Below are 18,644 nucleotides of genomic sequence, written 5' to 3' on the forward strand. Positions count from 1 at the left end.
GATTCTTGTAAAAACTGTATCTCGTCTTTTCATATCCTAAATCATCCATTTCAATATCATTTTATTTATTATCTTCTGCAATATAGACATCTATTAATATTTTTCTACTAATAGTGTCACAACTCTTTAAAGCTACTAGAACATTATTAATAACTTGCTCAGCATAGATACGTTTAGTTATGGTCTCTTCGTGTTGATTGTTCCCTGAGGTACTTTTTAGGCATATCCATGATAATTGGCGACTTAATTCCGCTAATATCCTTCTGACTATATCTCTGCATTTTTGGTAACCATACTTTAAAAAAACGTTTAACCTTATTAATTGTAGATTTTTCATTGACTTGTGGGAATAGTTCGTTAAATGAAGATATAGCATTTCCCCCTTTACGTTTGTTATAATCATTGCCAGTCAGAGTAATAGTTGTATGTATAAGTCACCTTACTAAGTGGGTTTTATGTTATCTAAATCATTAATGAAACTCAAGTAGTGTAATTTCTCTGATTACTTCATTCTTCTCCTAAATGGTCAACTCATGAATAGTATCAATAACTGCGCTACCTTTATAAGAAAAATTATTGTTAAATTTGATAATCATCTGAGGAACGTCATTCTGATTAGAGCAACGCATTAACTCATCCCTGTAAATTTTTTTGATACGTAGTCATCTGTTAACAGAAACTATTAGTCCTATAGTTTCTACTGAATGTACCACTATTTAAATATCATTTATTCAACATTCTATAGCTTTGCTATTCAGATCCAGCAATTTCATAAATAGTCAGTATTAGTTAAAAACAAAATACTGAGTTTACAATAACAGTTCTGAATTAGTAAGATATTAACCTAAACAAATACCTAGCCTTCATTTAAATAATTAATTTATCACCCAAGAAAATTTTGATGCATTTTAATAATAAAAATCATCCACAAGTTTATTTTCACCAACACCAAACATTTTTACCTACTCCCAGTTGTTATAATTTGTAGAATAACTGATAATTAGTTATTATAGAGAGGCATAAAAAAGTTTGGAGGAATTAGAATGAAATTATTAAATGATAGCACTCTAGAAAAAATCGGGAAGTTTGCAAGTATTTTATCTATCTTAATGTATGTCTCATACATCCCACAAATCATTTCCAACCTTAATGGTAGCCAGGGTAATCCTGTTCAGCCCTTGGTTGCCTGTATTAATTGCATATTTTGGACTGTCTATGGCGTATGTGGTAAAAATAAAGACTGGCCTATATTCTTTGCAAACGTACCGGGTATCTTTCTAGGCGCCATCGCTTTCTTCACTGCCTTATAAAATATCATATACATAAAATAGAATACTTACGTGCAGATAGGGAATCACGTTAAAAGCTCCATACGGGGGAATTCTTCATGAAACTAAAAATTAACACTGCAGCAGGTACTTTCGATATCATAAATACTATATTAGTAGCCTTTTCTTGGCTTATCGTTATTTTAACTGGTATCAATAAATCTACTGTAACATCACACGCTGTCTCTGGAACATCAACCTTAACTAGCGGTACAGCTATTTTCTTTTATATTATGCTAGGAATTGGCCTTATTCTTCACATTGTTGCACTTGTTCAATCAAGAAAAGCTGATATCTCTATTACTGGCCATGTTCTTGGTATTATTGGTTGCGGTTTATTTCTTTTATCAATGGTTTTTGCCCTTCCTACATTTATTTTATTAATCATTGCAGCAGTTTTCACACTCAAACAAGCTCCTGCTAAGCACTAATAAACAAAATTTAACATAAATTTCTAACGAGCGTATAGATACTTTTAGTAGGTGCGATTCCTACTGCTCGCTTTGCACCATAAAAATATTGGGGGATTTAAAATGAAAAAATTTATTAGCTTACTAGGGGTTCTAAGCGTATCAATGCTACTATTGTCTGCTTGCGAATATAGTTATAATTCTGATTCCAGTTCTAACAAAAATAGCTCTTCTTCTCAACAGTCGTCTGCATCATCCAACACAAAGGCCTCATCTTCTAAGGCCAAAGATTCTTCTAAAGAATCTTCATCATCTACTAAGAAGACATCTTCTTCTGAGAGCTTTGATATTAATGATAGTACTTCGTCTGCTAAAGACGTTCATATTCATGAATCTGAAGATGGTGCTGATTTTAATTTTGATACTGGTTCTTGATTTTTTACTTAAGTTAATTTTAAAAGAGATTAGTCTCATTCAAATAAAAACTGTTATTCAGTTATTAACACAAAAAAGCCTTCAATATTGGACAAAAATCCAATGTCGAAGGCTTTTCTTTATTAAAATTTAAAATACGAATTATTAATGATTCCTTATTTACGACGCTCAGTTGTAAATTAATTACTAATAATACGATACCAAGCTCTTAAAATTCAGTAACCTGCTTAAATTTTTGTCCAATATTATTGGTTAGCTCCAATTTAAGACTGTTTTAATTAATAATTATTTTCTTGTCTTTCAATATTTTCCATATTTTTTTTAACAAATTCATTTTCAATATCATTCCAAGACAATTTTAAATCAACTAACCCGAATTTAATAAAAAGATGCCAAGCATGTTTAAAATCTTCTAATTTATGACTAAATAAACTTTTAGAAATCATTAATTTTAACGATAAAAAGACTTTATTCAATGACATTGTCATAGGCTTTTTTGCAAAATCATCCATCTCTTCGTCACTAATTAATAATAAATAGGTCCATTTATTTTGATTGGCAATATTAAAAAAGAAACTCATTGCATCAACATATTCTGAGAGTACTGTCTCTTCATGCGTTTTGCCTTTTTCCATTTTTTGTCCACGATTTTCTTTCCAGACTTTAAACCATTCAACCGTGTTGGCTAATTCTGATAGTTCAACATCCAAGCTCACATAGGCGTTAAACAATCTCTCTTCAGGACTCCATCTAATTTTTTTATCTTGAATAACATCCCGATCAAAGCTTCGTTCCATTTGGATCATATCTGTTAAGTTCACTAAATTTTCCTCCAAAAAAATCTGCCCACTAGTAACTAACGGACAGACATTTTTTTATTATTTAAAAATCAAGGGATCTGATTTAATACTTAATTCATTTATATTATTCAAGTACCAATTTCTAATGAAAGGTTCATTCAACAAAATATCGAACCATGAAATTTCTTGGGCAGCATCCATAACAGCAACGACCCATTTTTCATTATCACTCTCACCCATTTGTTGTTGATCATAAATTGTTATTTCAGATTTAGCTAATTTTAAAACAGCACTATTATTTGCGCCTGCTTCAACCATTAACTCATTTTCTGAAGCAAGTACAAATAATTCATCGATAACACTTCGTTTAAGTATATCTTCAGACAATTCGTATCTTGCTGGATTACCTGAATCCAATAGATTAAGATCAACGCTAAATCCATAATCTTCTTTTAAATACGTCGCAAAATCAATTAACATCATTTCAAGATATTTAATCGATTTTGCGTCTAATTTTTCCAAGTAACTAACAATTAAGACATTTGTAATAGCTGTACTATTAATTCGAATCATTCTTTTACGTAAATTTAAATAAAATAAAGATTCTCCTGATTCTTGTGCAACATAATAAGCGCCATCATTATCATCAATTTTAAAGGAAAAACTATCTACGACATTAATCCCAGGTATTTCATGGACAAGTGCTTTTCTAGGCTCTGAGAAGTGTAAAATAGCCGTTTCATTATCATGCAAGTCCATTAAACGGTTAAAGAAGAGTAAACAATAATCTGCAGCACTATATTTTTGCGGGAATGTTAAATAATTAGTGTCAAGTTGATAACCCATCAAACTCATTGCGGCATCAATCAACTCAACTTTATCCTGGGTATTCATTAAAACATCTAATGTTTCCGTAAATTTAATCCCATTGTTCAGACTTAATTTAATTTGTTCATTAAAGTTTACTAAACGCGATTTTGTAGAAACTAACTGCTTTTCTTTTTCAGCCATTATTCAGTCACCTGTCCTTTTTGACTAATTAAGTGAGATAAATAACTGTAATATAAGGCATCATTTTGTTTAGTGAATTTTTCAAAATCACCAAATATACCAATAACACTTTGTCTTTCATAACCAATCAACGTATCTTCTTTGGCTAAACTTAAAACATCAGTCTCACTTGATTTAATATCTTGATATGCACTGCTGGCTTTTTCATCCATCTCAGTTAACTCTGTTAATCTTTCTTTTAACACGCGACGTTCTTCACGAATACGTCCAGCATCCCAAGGACGCCCTTTTTCTTGTGAATTACGTTTCATATCTTCGCGAATTTTGTCTTTTTCAGCGTCACGTTCATCCTGAGAATCAACTAATTCTTGACGTTCTTTATTTTGAATTGATATTTGATTAATTTTATCTGTATTAACACGTTTATTCGTTTCTTCCAATTCAAAAGACTTAGCTAATTTAGCTAGTTCTTCTTCATCAAATTTAAATTCAACATTTAAAACGTCTAAATAGCCAAATTCTTTTCGATCCCACCAATTACCAAAATGAATTTTGAATTTTCCAACTTCCATTTCTTCAAAATAGAAGAATGGATACGTATCACGTAAATATGAGATAAGTTTCAAACTTAAATATTGTTGAATTTGTGGATAATCTTTAATGACCAACTCTTCTTGAATGGCAGATTCCGAAACGCTTCTTTTCTTTAACACTAGTTGTGCGTAACGAGATTGGTTAATGAGTTGATAAACTAATCGATCATCTTCTTGTTTAATCGCCTCTCTAAGTTGATTTAAGTACTCAACTTTTTTAGATAGAGTGCGTTCGATATTGTTTGTAGCTTCACTGTGATCCGATAAATTAAATTGATTGTCTTTTATCATAGTTTACCCCTTATTCATATTTAATGATTATTTTTTTTACTATGTATTGTGATTTTTCTTTGCATAATCAAAAAAACTAAAACAATTTTACTTGTCCTAGTTTCATTATCAATCATTTAGTTAGTCATTTCAAACCTTTATTACACTTTTTTTAATAAAGTTCTAAATATTGATCTCTTTCCCATTCAGAAACTTCTTGACGGTAAGCAGCCCATTCTAATTTTTTGGCTTCAATAAAGCTTGGATATAAATGAGGACCCATTGCTTTTTCCATGATATCATCTTTTTCCAATGCTTTAATGGCATTGTGTAGTGTCGATGGTAAGTCACTAATATGATTATCTTGGCGTTCTTGACGGTTCATTACGTAAATATTTCTATCAACAGATGCAGGTGGTACAACTTTATTTCTAAGTCCATCAAGTCCTGCTTCTAAAATAGCCGCAATAACAAGATAAGGATTAGCAGTTGCATCAACACTTCTTAACTCTAATCGAGTTGATAACCCACGAGCCATTGGTACACGAACTAATGGCGATCGGTTACGTCCAGACCAAGCAACATAAACAGGTGCCTCAAATCCAGGGACAAGACGTTTATATGAGTTAACTGTTGGATTAGTAATTGCTGTGTAACCACGTGCATGTTGTAATAAACCACCTAAGAAGTGGTAGGCATCTTCAGATAATTGCATCTTATCTTTTTCATCAAAGAATGCATTACCATCTTTATGAAATAATGACATATTAATATGCATCCCTGAACCATTAATTCCATTCAATGGTTTTGGCATAAATGTCGCATGTAGACCATGTTTTCTAGCTACCGTTTTAACGACTAATTTAAATGTTTGGATGTTATCACAGGCTTGTAAAGCATCTGCGTATTTAAAATCAATTTCATGTTGGCCAGGTGCTACTTCATGATGAGAAGCTTCAACATCAAAACCCATGTTTTCAAGTTCTAACACGATATCTCGACGACAATTTTCACCTAAATCAACTGGTGCTAAATCAAAATAGCTACCTTTATCGTTTAATTGTGTTGTAGGTTTTCCCGTTATAGGGTCTAATTTAAATAAGAAAAATTCTGGTTCAGGTCCAATATTAAATTCAGTAAACCCTAAATCATTCATTTCTTTTAAGACACGGATAAGGTTATTTCTTGGATCACCTTGGAATGGTTTACGTTCAGCGTTATAAACTTCACAAATAATACGCGCAATTTTTCCATGTTCATGTTCCCATGGGAAAATCATCCAAGTTGATAAATCTGGGTATAAGTACATATCACTTTCTTCGATTCGAACGAATCCGTCGATTGAAGAACCATCGAACATTAATTTGTTTTCTAATAATTTGTCTAGTTGGCTAATCGGAACTTCCACGTTCTTAATAATTCCGAATAAATCTGTAAACATAAGTCTTAAAAATTTAACGTTCTCTTTTTTTGCCATTGTAACAATGTCATCTTTAGTGTATGCAGCTTTTGCCATTTTATCTCTCCTCAGTATTTATAATTTATAGACGCTTGTTTGTGTTAAAAGAAGGATCGTCAGGATTTTTAAGTCCACTAACTGAAAGAAATTCATTTTGAAAAATATGTCTAACATCATTATCTGTCAAAGGCTTTTCTAACAATTTGCGTTGCTTTTTAGCCTGTGCTTCCTTTTCAAAATAAATTTCTTTAATGCCAACCATATTCATGCCTTCATCTAAATAATCTTTAATTTCAAATAACTTATCAATATCATTCAGTGAATACATTCTGCGATTACCATCATTTCTTTGGGGCATAATTAACTCCTGCTCCTCATAATAACGAATTTGACGAGCCGTTAAGTCCGTTAATTTCATTACCGTTCCAATTGGTAATACCGCTAATGATCGTCTGAGTTCCTTCTCTTTCATAAACAAGCCTCCTTTTTAATTACATCCTTATAGTAACAAGGAAATAAATGACTGTCAACGTACAATGTTAGATTTTATAACATAGCTTACAGTCGATTGTTCAATAGAATGTTTTTTCAACTGCAGCTGTAACTGCTAACTTAACATGCGCATACGTTAACCCACCCTGAACATAAAGCGTATAAGGTTCTCTTATTGGACCATCAGCTGACAATTCGACACTAGCACCTTCAACAAAAGTACCCGCAGCCATAATAACTTTATCTTCATAACCAGCCATATCACTTGGTTTTGGTTCAACATATGCATCAACGGGAGATTCACGTTGGATAGCTTGAGCAAACTTAACCATTGGTTCTGGTTTACCAAAGTTAACCGTTTGAATGAGATCAGTTCTTGGTGCATCCCATTTTGGTGACACATCTAATCCCATTTTTTCAAGTAATGCACTCGTATAGATAGCACCTTTAATTGCCTCACCTGTTACATGAGGTGCTAAAAAGAACCCTTGAATAAAATCTCTCATAACATTTAAGGTGGCGCCCTCTTCATTACCAGTACCAGGTGTTGTTAGGCGGTAACCAGCTTTTTCAATTAAATCAGCACGTCCAACGATGTAACCACCCGTTTTAGCTAAACCACCACCAGCATTTTTAATTAGTGACCCTGACATGATATCAGCACCTACCTCTGTTGGTTCAATTGTTTCAGAAAATTCACCATAGCAGTTATCGATAAAAATAATCACATCTTTTGAAATTTTACGAACTTCTTTAATCATCTCAGCAATTTCAGATACCATAAAACTATCTCTAGTTGCATACCCACGAGAACGTTGGATTGCAACAACTTTAACCTTATCCGTTAACTTTTCTTTTAAACCATTAGAATCCATATGATTGTCAGCCGTTAATGGGACGTAATCAAACCCGATACCATATTCTTTCATTGAACCAATACCCGTTCCAGAAATACCAATAACTTCCTGAATCGTATCGTATGGCATCCCAGTAATATATAATAAATCGTCCCCTGGTCGTAACATACCAAAAAGGGCTGTTGAAATTGAATGCGTTCCTGAAACAATTTGTGGTCTCACCATTGCCGCTTCTGTTTTGAAAACATCTGCATAGATACGATCAAGTCCATCGCGGCCGATATCGTCGTATCCATATCCTGTTGATCCGGCAAAATATGTTTCAGAAACATTATTTTTCTTAAAAGCTTCCAAGACTTTTTGTTGGTTAAACAAAACCTGTTCATCAATTTCTTTTAGTCTTGGTTCAATTTGAGTATCAACTTCTCCTACAACATTTGCTAACTCCTGTGATAAATTATCTATCCATTTTTGCATATATTCTTCTCCTTATGACTTTTGTCCTTTTAACCAATCCACTATTTGTATTTCTATTTTACTTAGTTGTTCCGGATGCTCGATTAAATCAAACCAGTTAACTGCCATTTTATTTCTAAACCAAGTTAATTGTCGTTTTGCGTAACGCCTTGAGTTGCGTTTTATTAACTCTGTCGCTTCATCAAGTGATTGTTTTTCTTCAAAATAAGCATATAGCTCTTTATATCCAATACCTTTACTAGCTGGTAAATCATTGGTTTTTTGGTTAAAAAGCCATTTTGCTTCATCAATCAGCCCGGAACCAATCATAAGGTCAACTCGACGATTAATCCGATCATATAGCACTGACCTATCAGTCGATAACCCAATAATAAAGGGGTTAAACTCATCCGTTTTTTGATCCGCTTGCGCCGAAAACAATTGATTTGATTTTTTAATAACCTCTAATGCCCTGATTACTCGTAGCGTATTATTAACTGGAATTTTTAATGCTGCATTTGGATCTAAGCTTTCTAATTCTTGCCAAAGTGCCTCAGGACCGATTTTTTCACTACGTTCTTGTAATTCTTTTCTTAAATTTAAATCGTCGTCATTATCTGTTCCCAATTGAAAATTATCAAGTAATGCCTGTAAATAAAATCCGGTCCCACCAACAATTATTGGTAATTTCCCTCTAGAGGCAATATCACTAATTGCTGCGCGACTTTCGACTGTAAAATCAGCGACTGAATAACGTTCATCACTATTCTTGTGATTAATTAAATAATGTGGAATTCCATCCATCTCATCTTCTGTAATTTTAGCCGTCCCTATATCTAATTTCCGGTAAACTTGCATAGAATCGCCTGAAATAATCTCACCATTAAATTTTTTTGCTAATTTTATCGATAAATCAGTTTTACCAACTGCAGTTGGCCCAACAATTAACAATACTTTTTGCGTCATTTCTAATCTCCTTGAATATCTTTTCGTACTTCTATTGCTTTTGCAGGAAAATCTGTAAAAATGGCATCATATTTCTTTTTAAAACAATAAGTCATATCCTTAACTGAATTAACTGTCCAAGGGCGAATCAGTAGCTTTGGCCAAAATAAGCCATGTCGTTCTCTCAGCCAGGTCACATCAGGGTGTAAGCTAGTGATTAAATGATGCTTAGCCAATTGACGCGACTCTTTAATTTTAAATTGGAATAAACTCGCGAATTCTGCATCAGGATTAATTTTTTGCATTCTACGAATTGAGTTTGGATTAAAACTAGAATACAAAAGATGAATATCTGATGGTAATTGTTCCATTTGTTTATTTACAAGTTCTTCTATACCTTGGTATTCTATATGATTCGTTTTTAATTCTAAATTAAAAGTGCCTTTAAAGTTGTTATCTTTTAACAACTCAATTACTTCTTTTAATGTTGGAATTTGTTCACCTTGATAGTCAGAACTGAATTTAATTCCTGCATCTGCTTTTTTTAATTCCGCTAGTGTCAGATTTACTACCTTACCTGTTAAATTTGTGGTCCTATCAATTTTTTCATCATGCATAATGATTAGTTCACCATCTTTAGACAACTGAACATCAGTCTCAATGCCGTCGGCTCCTGCATCTATTGCGGCCTGAAAACTAACTAACGTATTTTCTGGTCTGGTTCCCTTACTTCCGCGATGCGCATAAATTTTGGTCTGCATATACAAGTCACCCCTAACTTTCAAAAATTATTATATCATTAATCGTAAAATAGCGGTGCTTTTAGTGGCAATTTTAGATTGAATAAGTCATAATAAAGATGTCAAATGAATAAGGAGGTCTACATAATGAAAAACTTTTCAAAAGGTTTCTTAGTCGGAACTGCTGCAACTGTAGGCGCATTAGTTGGTAGCGTCTTTGCCTTTAAAAAAACTGTTGTTGCACCCATCGAAGAAAAAGAACAAATGATTGAAGAAAACCGTAAACGTGCAACACGTAAGAGCCGTTCATCACACCATTCATAAACTAATAAAAGCATTGAAGAATTTTCATTCCTCAATGCTTTTTCTTTTTAGCGTTTTTTTGTTCTACCATCCCATTTTGAAAAACCTGTTTTCAAAATAGTAATATCTGTATAGCCTTGTTTGTGTAATTTATAGGCTGCTCGAGTACTAATCGATTTACCTTGGTCATATAAGTAAAGAGGTAAATCTTTTCTTAAACCACCAATCGCTGTTTTAAATTGAGAATAGGGAATATTTCTTGCTCCCATAATATGAGAAGCATCAAATTCACTTTTTTCACGTAAATCAACAACTTGCGCCTTACGCATACCTTCATTAAATTCTTCATTTGTTACTAATTTAGCTGCACGGCGACCCATATACCAAAGATAAAATTGGTTACCAGCTAACCCAACTAAAATAATAATCAAAATGATATTAATTATTAAACTAACCTTTACTGCTCCTAAAATCATACTAGTTCTCCCCTCAATTATTATTTAATAAACTGACGAGCAAGTGAAGCGGCACCAATAACGCCAGCTTCATTTCCTAATTGTGCTAATTTTAATGATGTTGATGAACGAACTGTTGGGAATGAAAATTGTTTAAAGTATTTAGTAACTTGATCTAATAGGAACGTTCCAGCAGCAGAAACACCGCCACCGATAACAATATATGCTGGATTTAACATATTACCTAAGTTACCACAAGCTAGTCCAAGATAATACGATACCTTATCAACGACCATTTTACCTAAAACATCATTCTCTTTAGCTAAATCAAAAACTAATTTAGATGTAATTTCTTGTCCGTCATCTAACATTTCTTTTAATTTTGATTGGCCAGCAAACTCTTCAGCCATATCACGAGCTACACGTACAACACCAGTAGCTGAAGCATATTGTTCTAAACAACCATGCTTACCACAAGTACACATGTAGCCATTAGGTTCAACTGTAATATGTCCAACTTCGCCACCAGCACCAGCAACACCATGTAATAATGCACCGTTAGCGATAATACCGCCACCAACACCAGTTCCAAGCGTGATGAAGGCAACTTCATCATCATTTTCGCCAGCGCCTTTCCAACGTTCACCTAAAGCAGCAACGTTGGCGTCATTATCAATAGCAAATGGAATTTGTGTACCGGATTCAATATCTGCTTGAACATTTTGCAATGTTTTCCAGTTCAAATTATATGCACCAATAACAGTTCCATCTGCACGATTTACTGTACCTGGTGAGCCCATACCAATTCCAACGAATTGATCAGCAGTCATATCAAATAGTCTGATATGGTGATTAATTGAAGCAATGATATCTGGCACAATATGTGAGCCTTCATCAAGAACGTTTGTTTCAATACTCCATTTTTGTTGAATATCGCCTGTTTCAGTTAAAATAGCGAATTTAACTGTTGTGCCACCTAAGTCGACACCAATTAATTTTTTTTCAATTACCATTATTCAAATTCCTCCACTTACACTCTCAATTATTTTGTTCTTCAACTCGATGTTCATGAGATAGTACAATTTTAGCTCTAGCATAGATTTTGTCATCAATCACTCCTGATCGATGTAAATTATCTAATTCCAATGCCATTAATTCAATATCCCACATACGTTTACCAACATAAACGTACACACCAAATTGTTTCAATAGTTGTTGGACATCATACAAATTTTTCAATTAACGGTCACCACCTTAAACTAGATACTATTAGAAATTCCAATTTTAATCAGAATTAAATTGATAATAATTAAAATAACGAATGCAGCTATCTGTTTAATATGACTGATTCGTGCCAATCTTGGTGCGCCTACAGTCGTTGCGATTAAGAATCCAGATAAAATACCGCCAATATGAGCTGCATTATCTGTACTTGACGACATAAACCCAAACGCAAGATTTAACACAATGAATAGTAAAAATTGCTGCGACATTTGTCTAAAATAGGCACTTTTTCTAAAATTATCACCTAACATTAGGAATGCCCCAAATAAACCAAAAATAGCACCACTAGCGCCTGCCGAAATAGTATCTGGACTGAACGTGAAACTTGCAATATTGCCAGCAATTCCAGCAAGCAAATAAATGCCTGTAAAACGCCAATGACCAAATAACATCTCAATTTGGATACCAATAAAATACAATGTAACCATATTAAGGACAATATGTTCAAATCCAATATGTAAAAATATGGGATTAAATAATCGCCACCACTCGCCGTCCATGATCAGTGGATTATATTTAGCGCCAAATTCAATTAATACATTTGTGTCTTGACTACCACCAGCAAGTGTCATTGCGATGAAAACAATTGCTGATAATCCAATAAAAAAGTACGTCATAAATGGTGTATTTTTGTATTTTGCCAAATTCATAGATAGCTCCTTATTTCATATAAAAATTTACAAAATAACGTTTACAAGATTTTATTTCAACTAGTATAAAAGTTATTTAAAACAAAAAAACAACAGGAAAATTCCCGTTGTTATTTTGTTTCGCGATGTAAAGTAACCTTACGATCACGTGGGCAAAATTTATTAAGCTCAACACGATCTGGATTATTACGTTTGTTTTTACTTGATAGGTATGTCCGTTCATGACATTCCGTACATTCTAATGTAATGTGTACACGCATGGTTGCAACCCTCCATATATTTCTTCATAATTTCATAAGACAATTAGTCTTTAACGTCTTATATAATATCATTATTAATAAGTAAACGCTAGTGTTTTTTTTTATTTGTTAAGGAAATTTACTTTACAGCAATAAAATCAGGTATTAGATGACTTATTTCCTTAATATTATTTATCAGATTCAACAGTTTTCCAAAATGCTGAATAAATTGAAACTGCTGCCTGACCATTCACAGCACTACCTGTATTATTAGCCATTCCAGGGAAAACGAGTGCAACGACCACTTTAGGCTTGTTAGAAGGTGCATATGAAGCCAAACTAAGTGCTTCAGTTTCAGATGTTCCATAGAATGTTTGAGCAGTACCTGTTTTAGCTGAAATTGATGGTGTTACATCACTCATCGCATTCCCAGTTCTCAATGAACTTGATCCATGAACAACCTTATAAAATCCTGATTGAACAACATCAAATTCTGATTTTGTTGCGTTAACTGTACTTAAAATATTAGGTGTCATTTCAGTTTGAACAGAACCTAAAGAACCATCCTCATTTGTTGAACGAATCGCTTTTACAATTTGTGGTTGTAATCTTGTACCACCATTAGCCATCGTTGACATGTATTGCGCTAATTGAATAGTTGTATATGAATCATAATTTCCGAAAGATAAATCAAGTGCTTTACCAATATTTGTTTGGTTAGCTACACCCTCAAAACCAGTTGACTCACCAGGTAAATCAACACCTGTTTTGATACCAAGTCCGAATTGATTAAAGTAACCACGCATTTTGGGGAAAATTGAATTCGACATATCCAGTGAAGAACCACTTGAATATTTGAATCCGCCTTCTCTCATTGCTAACTGCATCATGTACGAGTTAGAAGAAACCATTAATGCATCAGAAGCTGTTAACGCAACGTTAGCTGAACCAGATGTATTAAACCATGATGACTTAGGAGCTGTCCCAGCAAGCTTAATAGGTTCATCAGTTATGGTATTGCTAGTTGGTGTAATTGCCCCATCCATCATAGCTCCCATAACCGTAGCACCTTTTACAACAGAACCCATGGTAAATACTTGATTAATCGACCCTAAAGCATCATCCGTAATCTTACCTGTTTTAATATTTCGATTAACACCGGCCATTGCATAAACGGCACCTGTATTTGGGTTCATGACAACTGCGTAGGCCCCTGGATTATAAGGATTGCTTCCAGCAATTGATTTCACACTATCGTTCATAATCTTTTGAACTTGAGCTTGGAATTTAGCGTTAATATTTAAGACGAGATTATCACCTTTTTTACCACTATATTCTTGTACTTGTTTTACTATTTTACTATTAGCCACTTCAACCTTAGTTTGTGACTTTGTTCCTTTTAAAACATCTTCATATTGTTTTTCTAAATAACTCTGACCAACACTATCATTTCGTGAATAACCTTCAGTCATTAACGTTTCCACGCTATCACTAGGTAGCCCAGTAGCTTCACTAGTGACATTTCCGATGATACTGTTCATACTTTTACCATTTGGGTAACTTCGTGACCAGTTAGTTCCTATTTTAATCCCATTCATCCCTGATAAATGTTCACCTACTTCAGCCATCTCCTTATCGGAAACATCAGAGGTTTTTAAGTAAACAGTTGATAATGAATAAGCACCCGTCATTTTCCCAAAAACAGTAGCAGCTTCTTTTTCTTCATCAGTTAATGAATCAATGTTATTTTTAACAGCATATGCTACTGTCAATGTATTAAAATCAGTAGTTGATAATTTGTTTAACTCAGCAGATGTTAAATTTTTTTCTTTTTTTACAGCAGCAGTGACAGCTTTTAAATGCCCCTTATCCGCTAAGTAGTAATCAGCAGCATTGCGGTCTGTTAATTTACTCGTATCAATACTGACATAGGTTACTAAGTTATTAGCTATCTTATATAAATCAGGCGATAGGATACCTGATCCTTTTGTATAAGTAATTGCTCGAGAAGAATTATTACCAACTAGAACCTTACCTGTTGAGTCATAAACCATCCCACGCTGTACATTCTTAGTTTCTGTTGTCGTATCCGTACTATTAACTGTCGCTTCAAATGAAGCTCCGTTTAAAATTTGTAAATAGGCTAACTGCGCCAGTAATGCTGCAAAAAGTAGGAAAACAATAAAAAACAGGAAATTTAATCTAAATGGAATATGTGATTTATTTTGTTTGCTTCGACCTTGTTTTGTTTTTGGAAGTTTCACGTTTAATTACCTCTCACTGTATCATTATTAGTCTTTTAATTCGTATAAATATATCATTTACCATATTACCACATTTTTAAGATTCATTGGCCCAATAAACAGGCTAACAATTTATATTATAATAAAAACTTTAATAATCAGATTAAATATATTTTTATCTGCTGCTGATTTATGCGGTAAAGTCCCAAATATGCTATTCTTATTACCATACATTAATAGTCAGAGAGGTTTTAAAATGGTTAAGCTTAAAAATTATCTTAAAAAGAATCATGTACTCCTTCTAAGTTTCCTTATTCCTTTATTCATTATGCTTTGTTACTTTATTGGCCGCAAAATGTATCCTTTTGGGAATAGTTCTCTATTAACTGTTGATTTAGGTCAGCAATATATTGATTTTTTCTCTTATTTTAGAGCCACACTTCTCCATCATCCTACTAGTTTTTTCTATTCATTTTCACAAGCAATTGGTGGTGATATGTTAGGTGAGTGGGCATACTACTTAATGAGTCCTTTTAATCTTATTTTCTTAGTATTTCCAGGAAAATCAATTTTAGCGGGTGTTATGGTAGTCACCCTTTTAAAATATGCCTTATCAGGCCTTACGTTCGGTTTATTATTAAAGAAAACAACAAGAATGACTTCACTTTATATCCCATTATTTGCCACAGCGTATGCGCTAATGGGTTGGACGATTGCTAACCAACTTAATTTATTATGGTTAGACGCTGTTATTCTATTACCTTTAGTTATTTTAGGCTTTGAAAAATTACAGTTGAATTCAAAAAGTTGGGCTTATACTTGGTGGCTTGCGTTACTTTTAATCGTTAACTATTATATGGGTTATATGGTCTGTCTTTTTATGATTTTATATTTCTTATATACAACAAGTCGTGTATCTCTATCAGTTAAACAATTTTTTAAAAAATCATGGATTTTCATCTATAAATCTCTAGTTTCTGTAGCAATTTCAGCAATTATCCTCTTTCCAACTCTATTCTCATTGCTTTCAAGTAAGGGAGAATACACGGAAGAATCTATTAAAGCAAAAATTGAATATAATCCTTTAGCGATGCTTTCAAAATTTGTGATTGGTTCATTCAATTTTGATCAAATGCCTTCTGGTTTCCCTAATATTTTTGTAGGGAGTTTGGCTTTAATTGGTTTTATCTTATATTTCATGAATAACCGTTTTTCAATTAAAGAACGGGTTGTCTCTTTTTTAATCACAAGTTTCTTGATCCTATCGATGTGCTTTGAACCTTTAGATTTACTATGGCACGGAATGCAATTTCCAGTTTGGTATCCTTATCGTTTTTCATTTGTATTTTGCTTTTGGATTATCCTTTTAGCTGCTCAACAATTTGAGTACTTTAATCCTATAAAATTCTGGAAATTGAGTATTGTAGGTCTTTTATTCATCGGAATGTTTACGTACTTATTTATATCAAAAGAATCTTATAGTTATTTATCTGATGAAACTTTATTCCTATCAATTTTATTTATTCTTTTAACGTTAATTTTAATTCAGTTCCAAGATCATGCATCACCTTCATTCAAATGGTTGTTATTTGCAAGTGTAATAGCTGAGATGTCATGTAACGCTGTTTATTCATTAGATAACATTAGTTATTTATCTACAAGTGAATACGACGTGTCAACGACTGCCCTAGCAACTGAAAGTAAATCGTTAAAAAAAATTGATAATTCTTTCTATCGTGTCGCACAAACATACAGTCGGACTAAAAATGATGCCATGTCAGCTGATTTTTTCAGCGGTTCCCATTTTAGTTCTGCTTTTTCAAAATCAATCCCAACTTTTTACGGTAAGATAGGACAACCTGATGGTGATAATTATGTCACTTACTCAAATGGTACCTTGGTAACAGATGCCCTATTAAATATGAAGTACGTTTTTACACCAAAACAATTACGGACTTCTAAGGCATTGGACACACAGTTAGAAACATTGACACCACTAACTGAAAAACCTGATACAGCTTACTATAGACCTGTCTCAAATAACTCGTTAACTGAAACGGTTAAAAATCCGTATGCTTTATCAATTGGCTATGCAGCAAATGATACTATATTGACAAACAAGAATAAAACAACTAACCCATTAAGATATCAGTCTGATTGGTTATCTGCTCTAACCGGTATTAATAACGATGCTTTATTTACACCAATTAATTTTAATACTGTCAATTTTGATAACGTTGGTTCACAAATTAATTTAACAAATTCTATTCTAACAAAAACGAAACTAAATAAATCTGGACTAGTCACTTTCACATACACACCAACAACAAACGATGCTTATTATTTAACCTTAGGTTCAGGATTAAGTACTGATAATGTTTTATTTAAATTAAATGGTCACGAATTAAAACAATATAAAACGTATCGAAATACAGTTGTTGTTAATATTGCATCCAATAATAAAGGTAAAAAAATAGTTCTGACAGCTAAATTAAAGAAAAGAACCCTTTTCTTAGAAAACTTTACGCTTTATCAAATGAATGTTAATTCATTTAAATCCCAAATTAAGCAACTAAAATCTAGTGAATTAAACGTTACAAAATACAATCAACATTCAATCACAGGTTCAATATCAGTTAAACGTAATCATCAAGTCGTCTTTACAACGATTCCATACAGTAAAGGTTGGCATGTTAAAGTTGATGGTAAATCCGTAGCAACTAATAAATCATTGAATACTTTTCTCAGCTTTAAAGTTGCTAAGGGAAATCATACCGTTAAACTTATCTATTGGCCACCATACATGGGTATTGGTTTGATCGTCTCAATTTTGGCTATTCTCTTGATACTTATTAAGCCAATTATCGTTCACACAAAAAGATTGATTAAATAGTTTTTGTATAATACAAAAGGACAAGATTGCAATATGCAATCTTGTCCTTTTATTTAGTCTTGTTCATTTTTTCATCAAATTCTGTGACAGCTTTTGTTTCACCAATAATCAGTACCTGATCATTTGGTAAAATAATTTGATCTGCTAATGGTGAAATAATCATTTCTTTACCACGTCTAATACTGATTACATTTAAATTAAATGTTGATCTGAAATTTAATTCATCTAATGTCTTATTAACATATCTCGGATCTGTCATATCAATTTCTGCCAATCGGTAATCATCATCTAAATCTAAGTAATCTAACAAATGATTAGAACTTAATGCCCTACCCAACTTGATTCCCATATCTCGTTCAGGATGAACAATATGATCTGCCCCAACCTTTTGGAGTACACGAGCGTGATATTTATTCAATGCTTTAGCCGTTACGACAGGAACACCTAATTCTTTAACCATCAATGTGACTAAGATACTTGCTTGAATATCTTCACCAATTGCGACAATCACATGATCAAAATTACGAATACCGATTGATTTTAAAGCTTCATCATCTTGTGCATCGGCAACAACAGCATGTGTTGCAATATCCATATAATCATTTACACGAGCTTCATCCCTATCAATAACTAAAACTTCTTGCCCATACTCAATCAACGTTTCGCAAACACTCGCACCAAATCGACCTAAACCGATTATTGCAAAATTCTTTTTCAACTTATCTCACCTACTTAATTTAATAAAAAAAGACTAAGTAACAAATGATTTGCAACTTAATCT

At 33.0% G+C, this 18,644-nt stretch carries 20 protein-coding genes and 1 pseudogene; 5 read left to right on the forward strand and 16 right to left on the reverse strand.

Going from position 1 to position 18,644, the window contains the following annotated elements; genetic code table 11:
* Window positions 1-1,043 precede the first annotated feature (1,043 nt).
* The 3 genes from AC1RPR_RS03020 (at window position 1,044) to AC1RPR_RS03030 (ending at window position 2,173) form a co-directional block, all read left to right on the forward strand.
* The gene (locus AC1RPR_RS03020; RefSeq protein WP_481761237.1) at window positions 1,044-1,310 is read left to right on the forward strand and encodes a SemiSWEET family transporter; all 267 of its coding nucleotides are present in this window, start codon (window positions 1,044-1,046) and stop codon (window positions 1,308-1,310) included.
* A gap of 77 nt (window positions 1,311-1,387) precedes the next feature.
* A complete protein-coding gene (locus AC1RPR_RS03025; protein WP_409022645.1) occupies window positions 1,388-1,759 on the forward strand; it encodes a transporter in 372 nt (123 codons plus the stop codon).
* A gap of 144 nt (window positions 1,760-1,903) precedes the next feature.
* A complete protein-coding gene (locus AC1RPR_RS03030) occupies window positions 1,904-2,173 on the forward strand; it encodes a hypothetical protein (protein ID WP_481762174.1) in 270 nt (89 codons plus the stop codon).
* 278 nt (window positions 2,174-2,451) lie between these two features.
* Here the strand turns inward: AC1RPR_RS03030 and AC1RPR_RS03035 are convergent, their stop codons facing one another.
* From AC1RPR_RS03035 to AC1RPR_RS03070, 8 genes are all read right to left on the reverse strand, one after another.
* The gene (locus AC1RPR_RS03035) at window positions 2,452-2,994 is read right to left on the reverse strand and encodes a dUTP diphosphatase (RefSeq protein ID WP_481761235.1); all 543 of its coding nucleotides are present in this window, start codon (window positions 2,992-2,994) and stop codon (window positions 2,452-2,454) included.
* Window positions 2,995-3,051: 57 nt separating this feature from the next.
* On the reverse strand, window positions 3,052-3,984 hold the full coding sequence (locus tag AC1RPR_RS03040; protein WP_481761234.1) for a hypothetical protein: 933 nt from the start codon (window positions 3,982-3,984) through the stop codon (window positions 3,052-3,054).
* The gene (locus AC1RPR_RS03045; RefSeq protein WP_481761233.1) at window positions 3,984-4,868 is read right to left on the reverse strand and encodes an exonuclease SbcC; all 885 of its coding nucleotides are present in this window, start codon (window positions 4,866-4,868) and stop codon (window positions 3,984-3,986) included. Before AC1RPR_RS03045 ends, AC1RPR_RS03040 begins: the two co-directional genes overlap by 1 nt.
* Before the next feature lie 151 nt (window positions 4,869-5,019).
* Window positions 5,020-6,363, reverse strand: a complete 1,344-nt coding sequence (gene glnA / locus AC1RPR_RS03050; RefSeq protein WP_409022650.1) for a type I glutamate--ammonia ligase — start codon at window positions 6,361-6,363, stop codon at window positions 5,020-5,022.
* A 25-nt stretch (window positions 6,364-6,388) separates the two neighbouring features.
* Complete coding sequence (locus AC1RPR_RS03055; RefSeq protein WP_481761232.1) at window positions 6,389-6,778, reverse strand: MerR family transcriptional regulator; 390 nt, start codon at window positions 6,776-6,778, stop codon at window positions 6,389-6,391.
* 100 nt (window positions 6,779-6,878) lie between these two features.
* Window positions 6,879-8,132, reverse strand: a complete 1,254-nt coding sequence (locus AC1RPR_RS03060) for a methionine gamma-lyase family protein (protein ID WP_481761231.1) — start codon at window positions 8,130-8,132, stop codon at window positions 6,879-6,881.
* Between the two features lie 12 nt (window positions 8,133-8,144).
* The gene (gene miaA, locus AC1RPR_RS03065; protein WP_481761230.1) at window positions 8,145-9,077 is read right to left on the reverse strand and encodes a tRNA (adenosine(37)-N6)-dimethylallyltransferase MiaA; all 933 of its coding nucleotides are present in this window, start codon (window positions 9,075-9,077) and stop codon (window positions 8,145-8,147) included.
* A gap of 2 nt (window positions 9,078-9,079) precedes the next feature.
* A complete protein-coding gene (locus AC1RPR_RS03070; RefSeq protein ID WP_481761229.1) occupies window positions 9,080-9,817 on the reverse strand; it encodes a glycerophosphodiester phosphodiesterase in 738 nt (245 codons plus the stop codon).
* Window positions 9,818-9,943: 126 nt separating this feature from the next.
* On the opposite strand from AC1RPR_RS03070, the gene AC1RPR_RS03075 reads away from it, so the two are divergent.
* Complete coding sequence (locus AC1RPR_RS03075) at window positions 9,944-10,120, forward strand: DUF3042 family protein (RefSeq protein WP_409022655.1); 177 nt, start codon at window positions 9,944-9,946, stop codon at window positions 10,118-10,120.
* Between the two features lie 47 nt (window positions 10,121-10,167).
* Here the strand turns inward: AC1RPR_RS03075 and AC1RPR_RS03080 are convergent, their stop codons facing one another.
* The 7 genes and pseudogenes from AC1RPR_RS03080 to AC1RPR_RS03110 all read right to left on the reverse strand — a co-directional run.
* A complete protein-coding gene (locus tag AC1RPR_RS03080; protein ID WP_481761228.1) occupies window positions 10,168-10,575 on the reverse strand; it encodes a rhodanese-like domain-containing protein in 408 nt (135 codons plus the stop codon).
* A 20-nt stretch (window positions 10,576-10,595) separates the two neighbouring features.
* On the reverse strand, window positions 10,596-11,561 hold the full coding sequence (locus tag AC1RPR_RS03085; RefSeq protein WP_481761402.1) for an ROK family glucokinase: 966 nt from the start codon (window positions 11,559-11,561) through the stop codon (window positions 10,596-10,598).
* A 31-nt stretch (window positions 11,562-11,592) separates the two neighbouring features.
* A complete protein-coding gene (locus AC1RPR_RS03090; protein ID WP_409022657.1) occupies window positions 11,593-11,793 on the reverse strand; it encodes a YqgQ family protein in 201 nt (66 codons plus the stop codon).
* A gap of 20 nt (window positions 11,794-11,813) precedes the next feature.
* The gene (locus tag AC1RPR_RS03095) at window positions 11,814-12,488 is read right to left on the reverse strand and encodes a rhomboid family intramembrane serine protease (protein WP_481761227.1); all 675 of its coding nucleotides are present in this window, start codon (window positions 12,486-12,488) and stop codon (window positions 11,814-11,816) included.
* Between the two features lie 110 nt (window positions 12,489-12,598).
* A complete protein-coding gene (rpmG, locus tag AC1RPR_RS03100) occupies window positions 12,599-12,748 on the reverse strand; it encodes a 50S ribosomal protein L33 (RefSeq protein ID WP_057973409.1) in 150 nt (49 codons plus the stop codon).
* 167 nt (window positions 12,749-12,915) lie between these two features.
* The gene (locus AC1RPR_RS03105; RefSeq protein WP_481762408.1) at window positions 12,916-13,989 is read right to left on the reverse strand and encodes a penicillin-binding transpeptidase domain-containing protein; all 1,074 of its coding nucleotides are present in this window, start codon (window positions 13,987-13,989) and stop codon (window positions 12,916-12,918) included.
* A gap of 108 nt (window positions 13,990-14,097) precedes the next feature.
* Window positions 14,098-14,991: pseudogene (locus AC1RPR_RS03110) on the reverse strand (peptidoglycan D,D-transpeptidase FtsI family protein); the annotation flags it as partial.
* Window positions 14,992-15,226: 235 nt separating this feature from the next.
* Between AC1RPR_RS03110 and AC1RPR_RS03115 the strand changes: the two are divergent.
* Entirely contained in the window at window positions 15,227-17,863 is a 2,637-nt protein-coding gene (locus AC1RPR_RS03115; RefSeq protein ID WP_481761225.1) for a YfhO family protein, read from the forward strand.
* Between the two features lie 49 nt (window positions 17,864-17,912).
* On the opposite strand, the gene AC1RPR_RS03120 is transcribed toward AC1RPR_RS03115, so the two are convergent.
* Window positions 17,913-18,581 carry a potassium channel family protein gene (locus AC1RPR_RS03120; protein ID WP_481761224.1) on the reverse strand — a complete coding sequence of 223 codons (669 nt, stop codon included), beginning with the start codon at window positions 18,579-18,581 and terminating at the stop codon, window positions 17,913-17,915.
* Between the last annotated feature and the right edge of the window lie 63 nt (window positions 18,582-18,644).

The sequence above is a fragment of the Dellaglioa sp. CoH-57-MRSF-22 genome (assembly GCF_056781895.1).

What these genes read in the sequence shown, in the direction of transcription:
- AC1RPR_RS03025 (WP_409022645.1), top strand. Translation starts at nt 1,388, where the DNA reads ATGAAACTAAAAATTAACACTGCAGCAGGTACTTTCGATATCATAAAT.
- miaA (WP_481761230.1), bottom strand. Translation starts at nt 9,077, where the DNA reads ATGACGCAAAAAGTATTGTTAATTGTTGGGCCAACTGCAGTTGGTAAA.
- AC1RPR_RS03040 (WP_481761234.1), bottom strand. Translation starts at nt 3,984, where the DNA reads ATGGCTGAAAAAGAAAAGCAGTTAGTTTCTACAAAATCGCGTTTAGTA.
- AC1RPR_RS03045 (WP_481761233.1), bottom strand. Translation starts at nt 4,868, where the DNA reads ATGATAAAAGACAATCAATTTAATTTATCGGATCACAGTGAAGCTACA.
- AC1RPR_RS03105 (WP_481762408.1), bottom strand. Translation starts at nt 13,989, where the DNA reads ATGAACGATAGTGTGAAATCAATTGCTGGAAGCAATCCTTATAATCCA.
- AC1RPR_RS03080 (WP_481761228.1), bottom strand. Translation starts at nt 10,575, where the DNA reads ATGATTTTAGGAGCAGTAAAGGTTAGTTTAATAATTAATATCATTTTG.
- AC1RPR_RS03020 (WP_481761237.1), top strand. Translation starts at nt 1,044, where the DNA reads ATGAAATTATTAAATGATAGCACTCTAGAAAAAATCGGGAAGTTTGCA.
- glnA (WP_409022650.1), bottom strand. Translation starts at nt 6,363, where the DNA reads ATGGCAAAAGCTGCATACACTAAAGATGACATTGTTACAATGGCAAAA.
- AC1RPR_RS03030 (WP_481762174.1), top strand. Translation starts at nt 1,904, where the DNA reads ATGCTACTATTGTCTGCTTGCGAATATAGTTATAATTCTGATTCCAGT.
- rpmG (WP_057973409.1), bottom strand. Translation starts at nt 12,748, where the DNA reads ATGCGTGTACACATTACATTAGAATGTACGGAATGTCATGAACGGACA.
- AC1RPR_RS03095 (WP_481761227.1), bottom strand. Translation starts at nt 12,488, where the DNA reads ATGAATTTGGCAAAATACAAAAATACACCATTTATGACGTACTTTTTT.
- AC1RPR_RS03070 (WP_481761229.1), bottom strand. Translation starts at nt 9,817, where the DNA reads ATGCAGACCAAAATTTATGCGCATCGCGGAAGTAAGGGAACCAGACCA.
- AC1RPR_RS03055 (WP_481761232.1), bottom strand. Translation starts at nt 6,778, where the DNA reads ATGAAAGAGAAGGAACTCAGACGATCATTAGCGGTATTACCAATTGGA.
- AC1RPR_RS03115 (WP_481761225.1), top strand. Translation starts at nt 15,227, where the DNA reads ATGGTTAAGCTTAAAAATTATCTTAAAAAGAATCATGTACTCCTTCTA.
- AC1RPR_RS03075 (WP_409022655.1), top strand. Translation starts at nt 9,944, where the DNA reads ATGAAAAACTTTTCAAAAGGTTTCTTAGTCGGAACTGCTGCAACTGTA.
- AC1RPR_RS03060 (WP_481761231.1), bottom strand. Translation starts at nt 8,132, where the DNA reads ATGCAAAAATGGATAGATAATTTATCACAGGAGTTAGCAAATGTTGTA.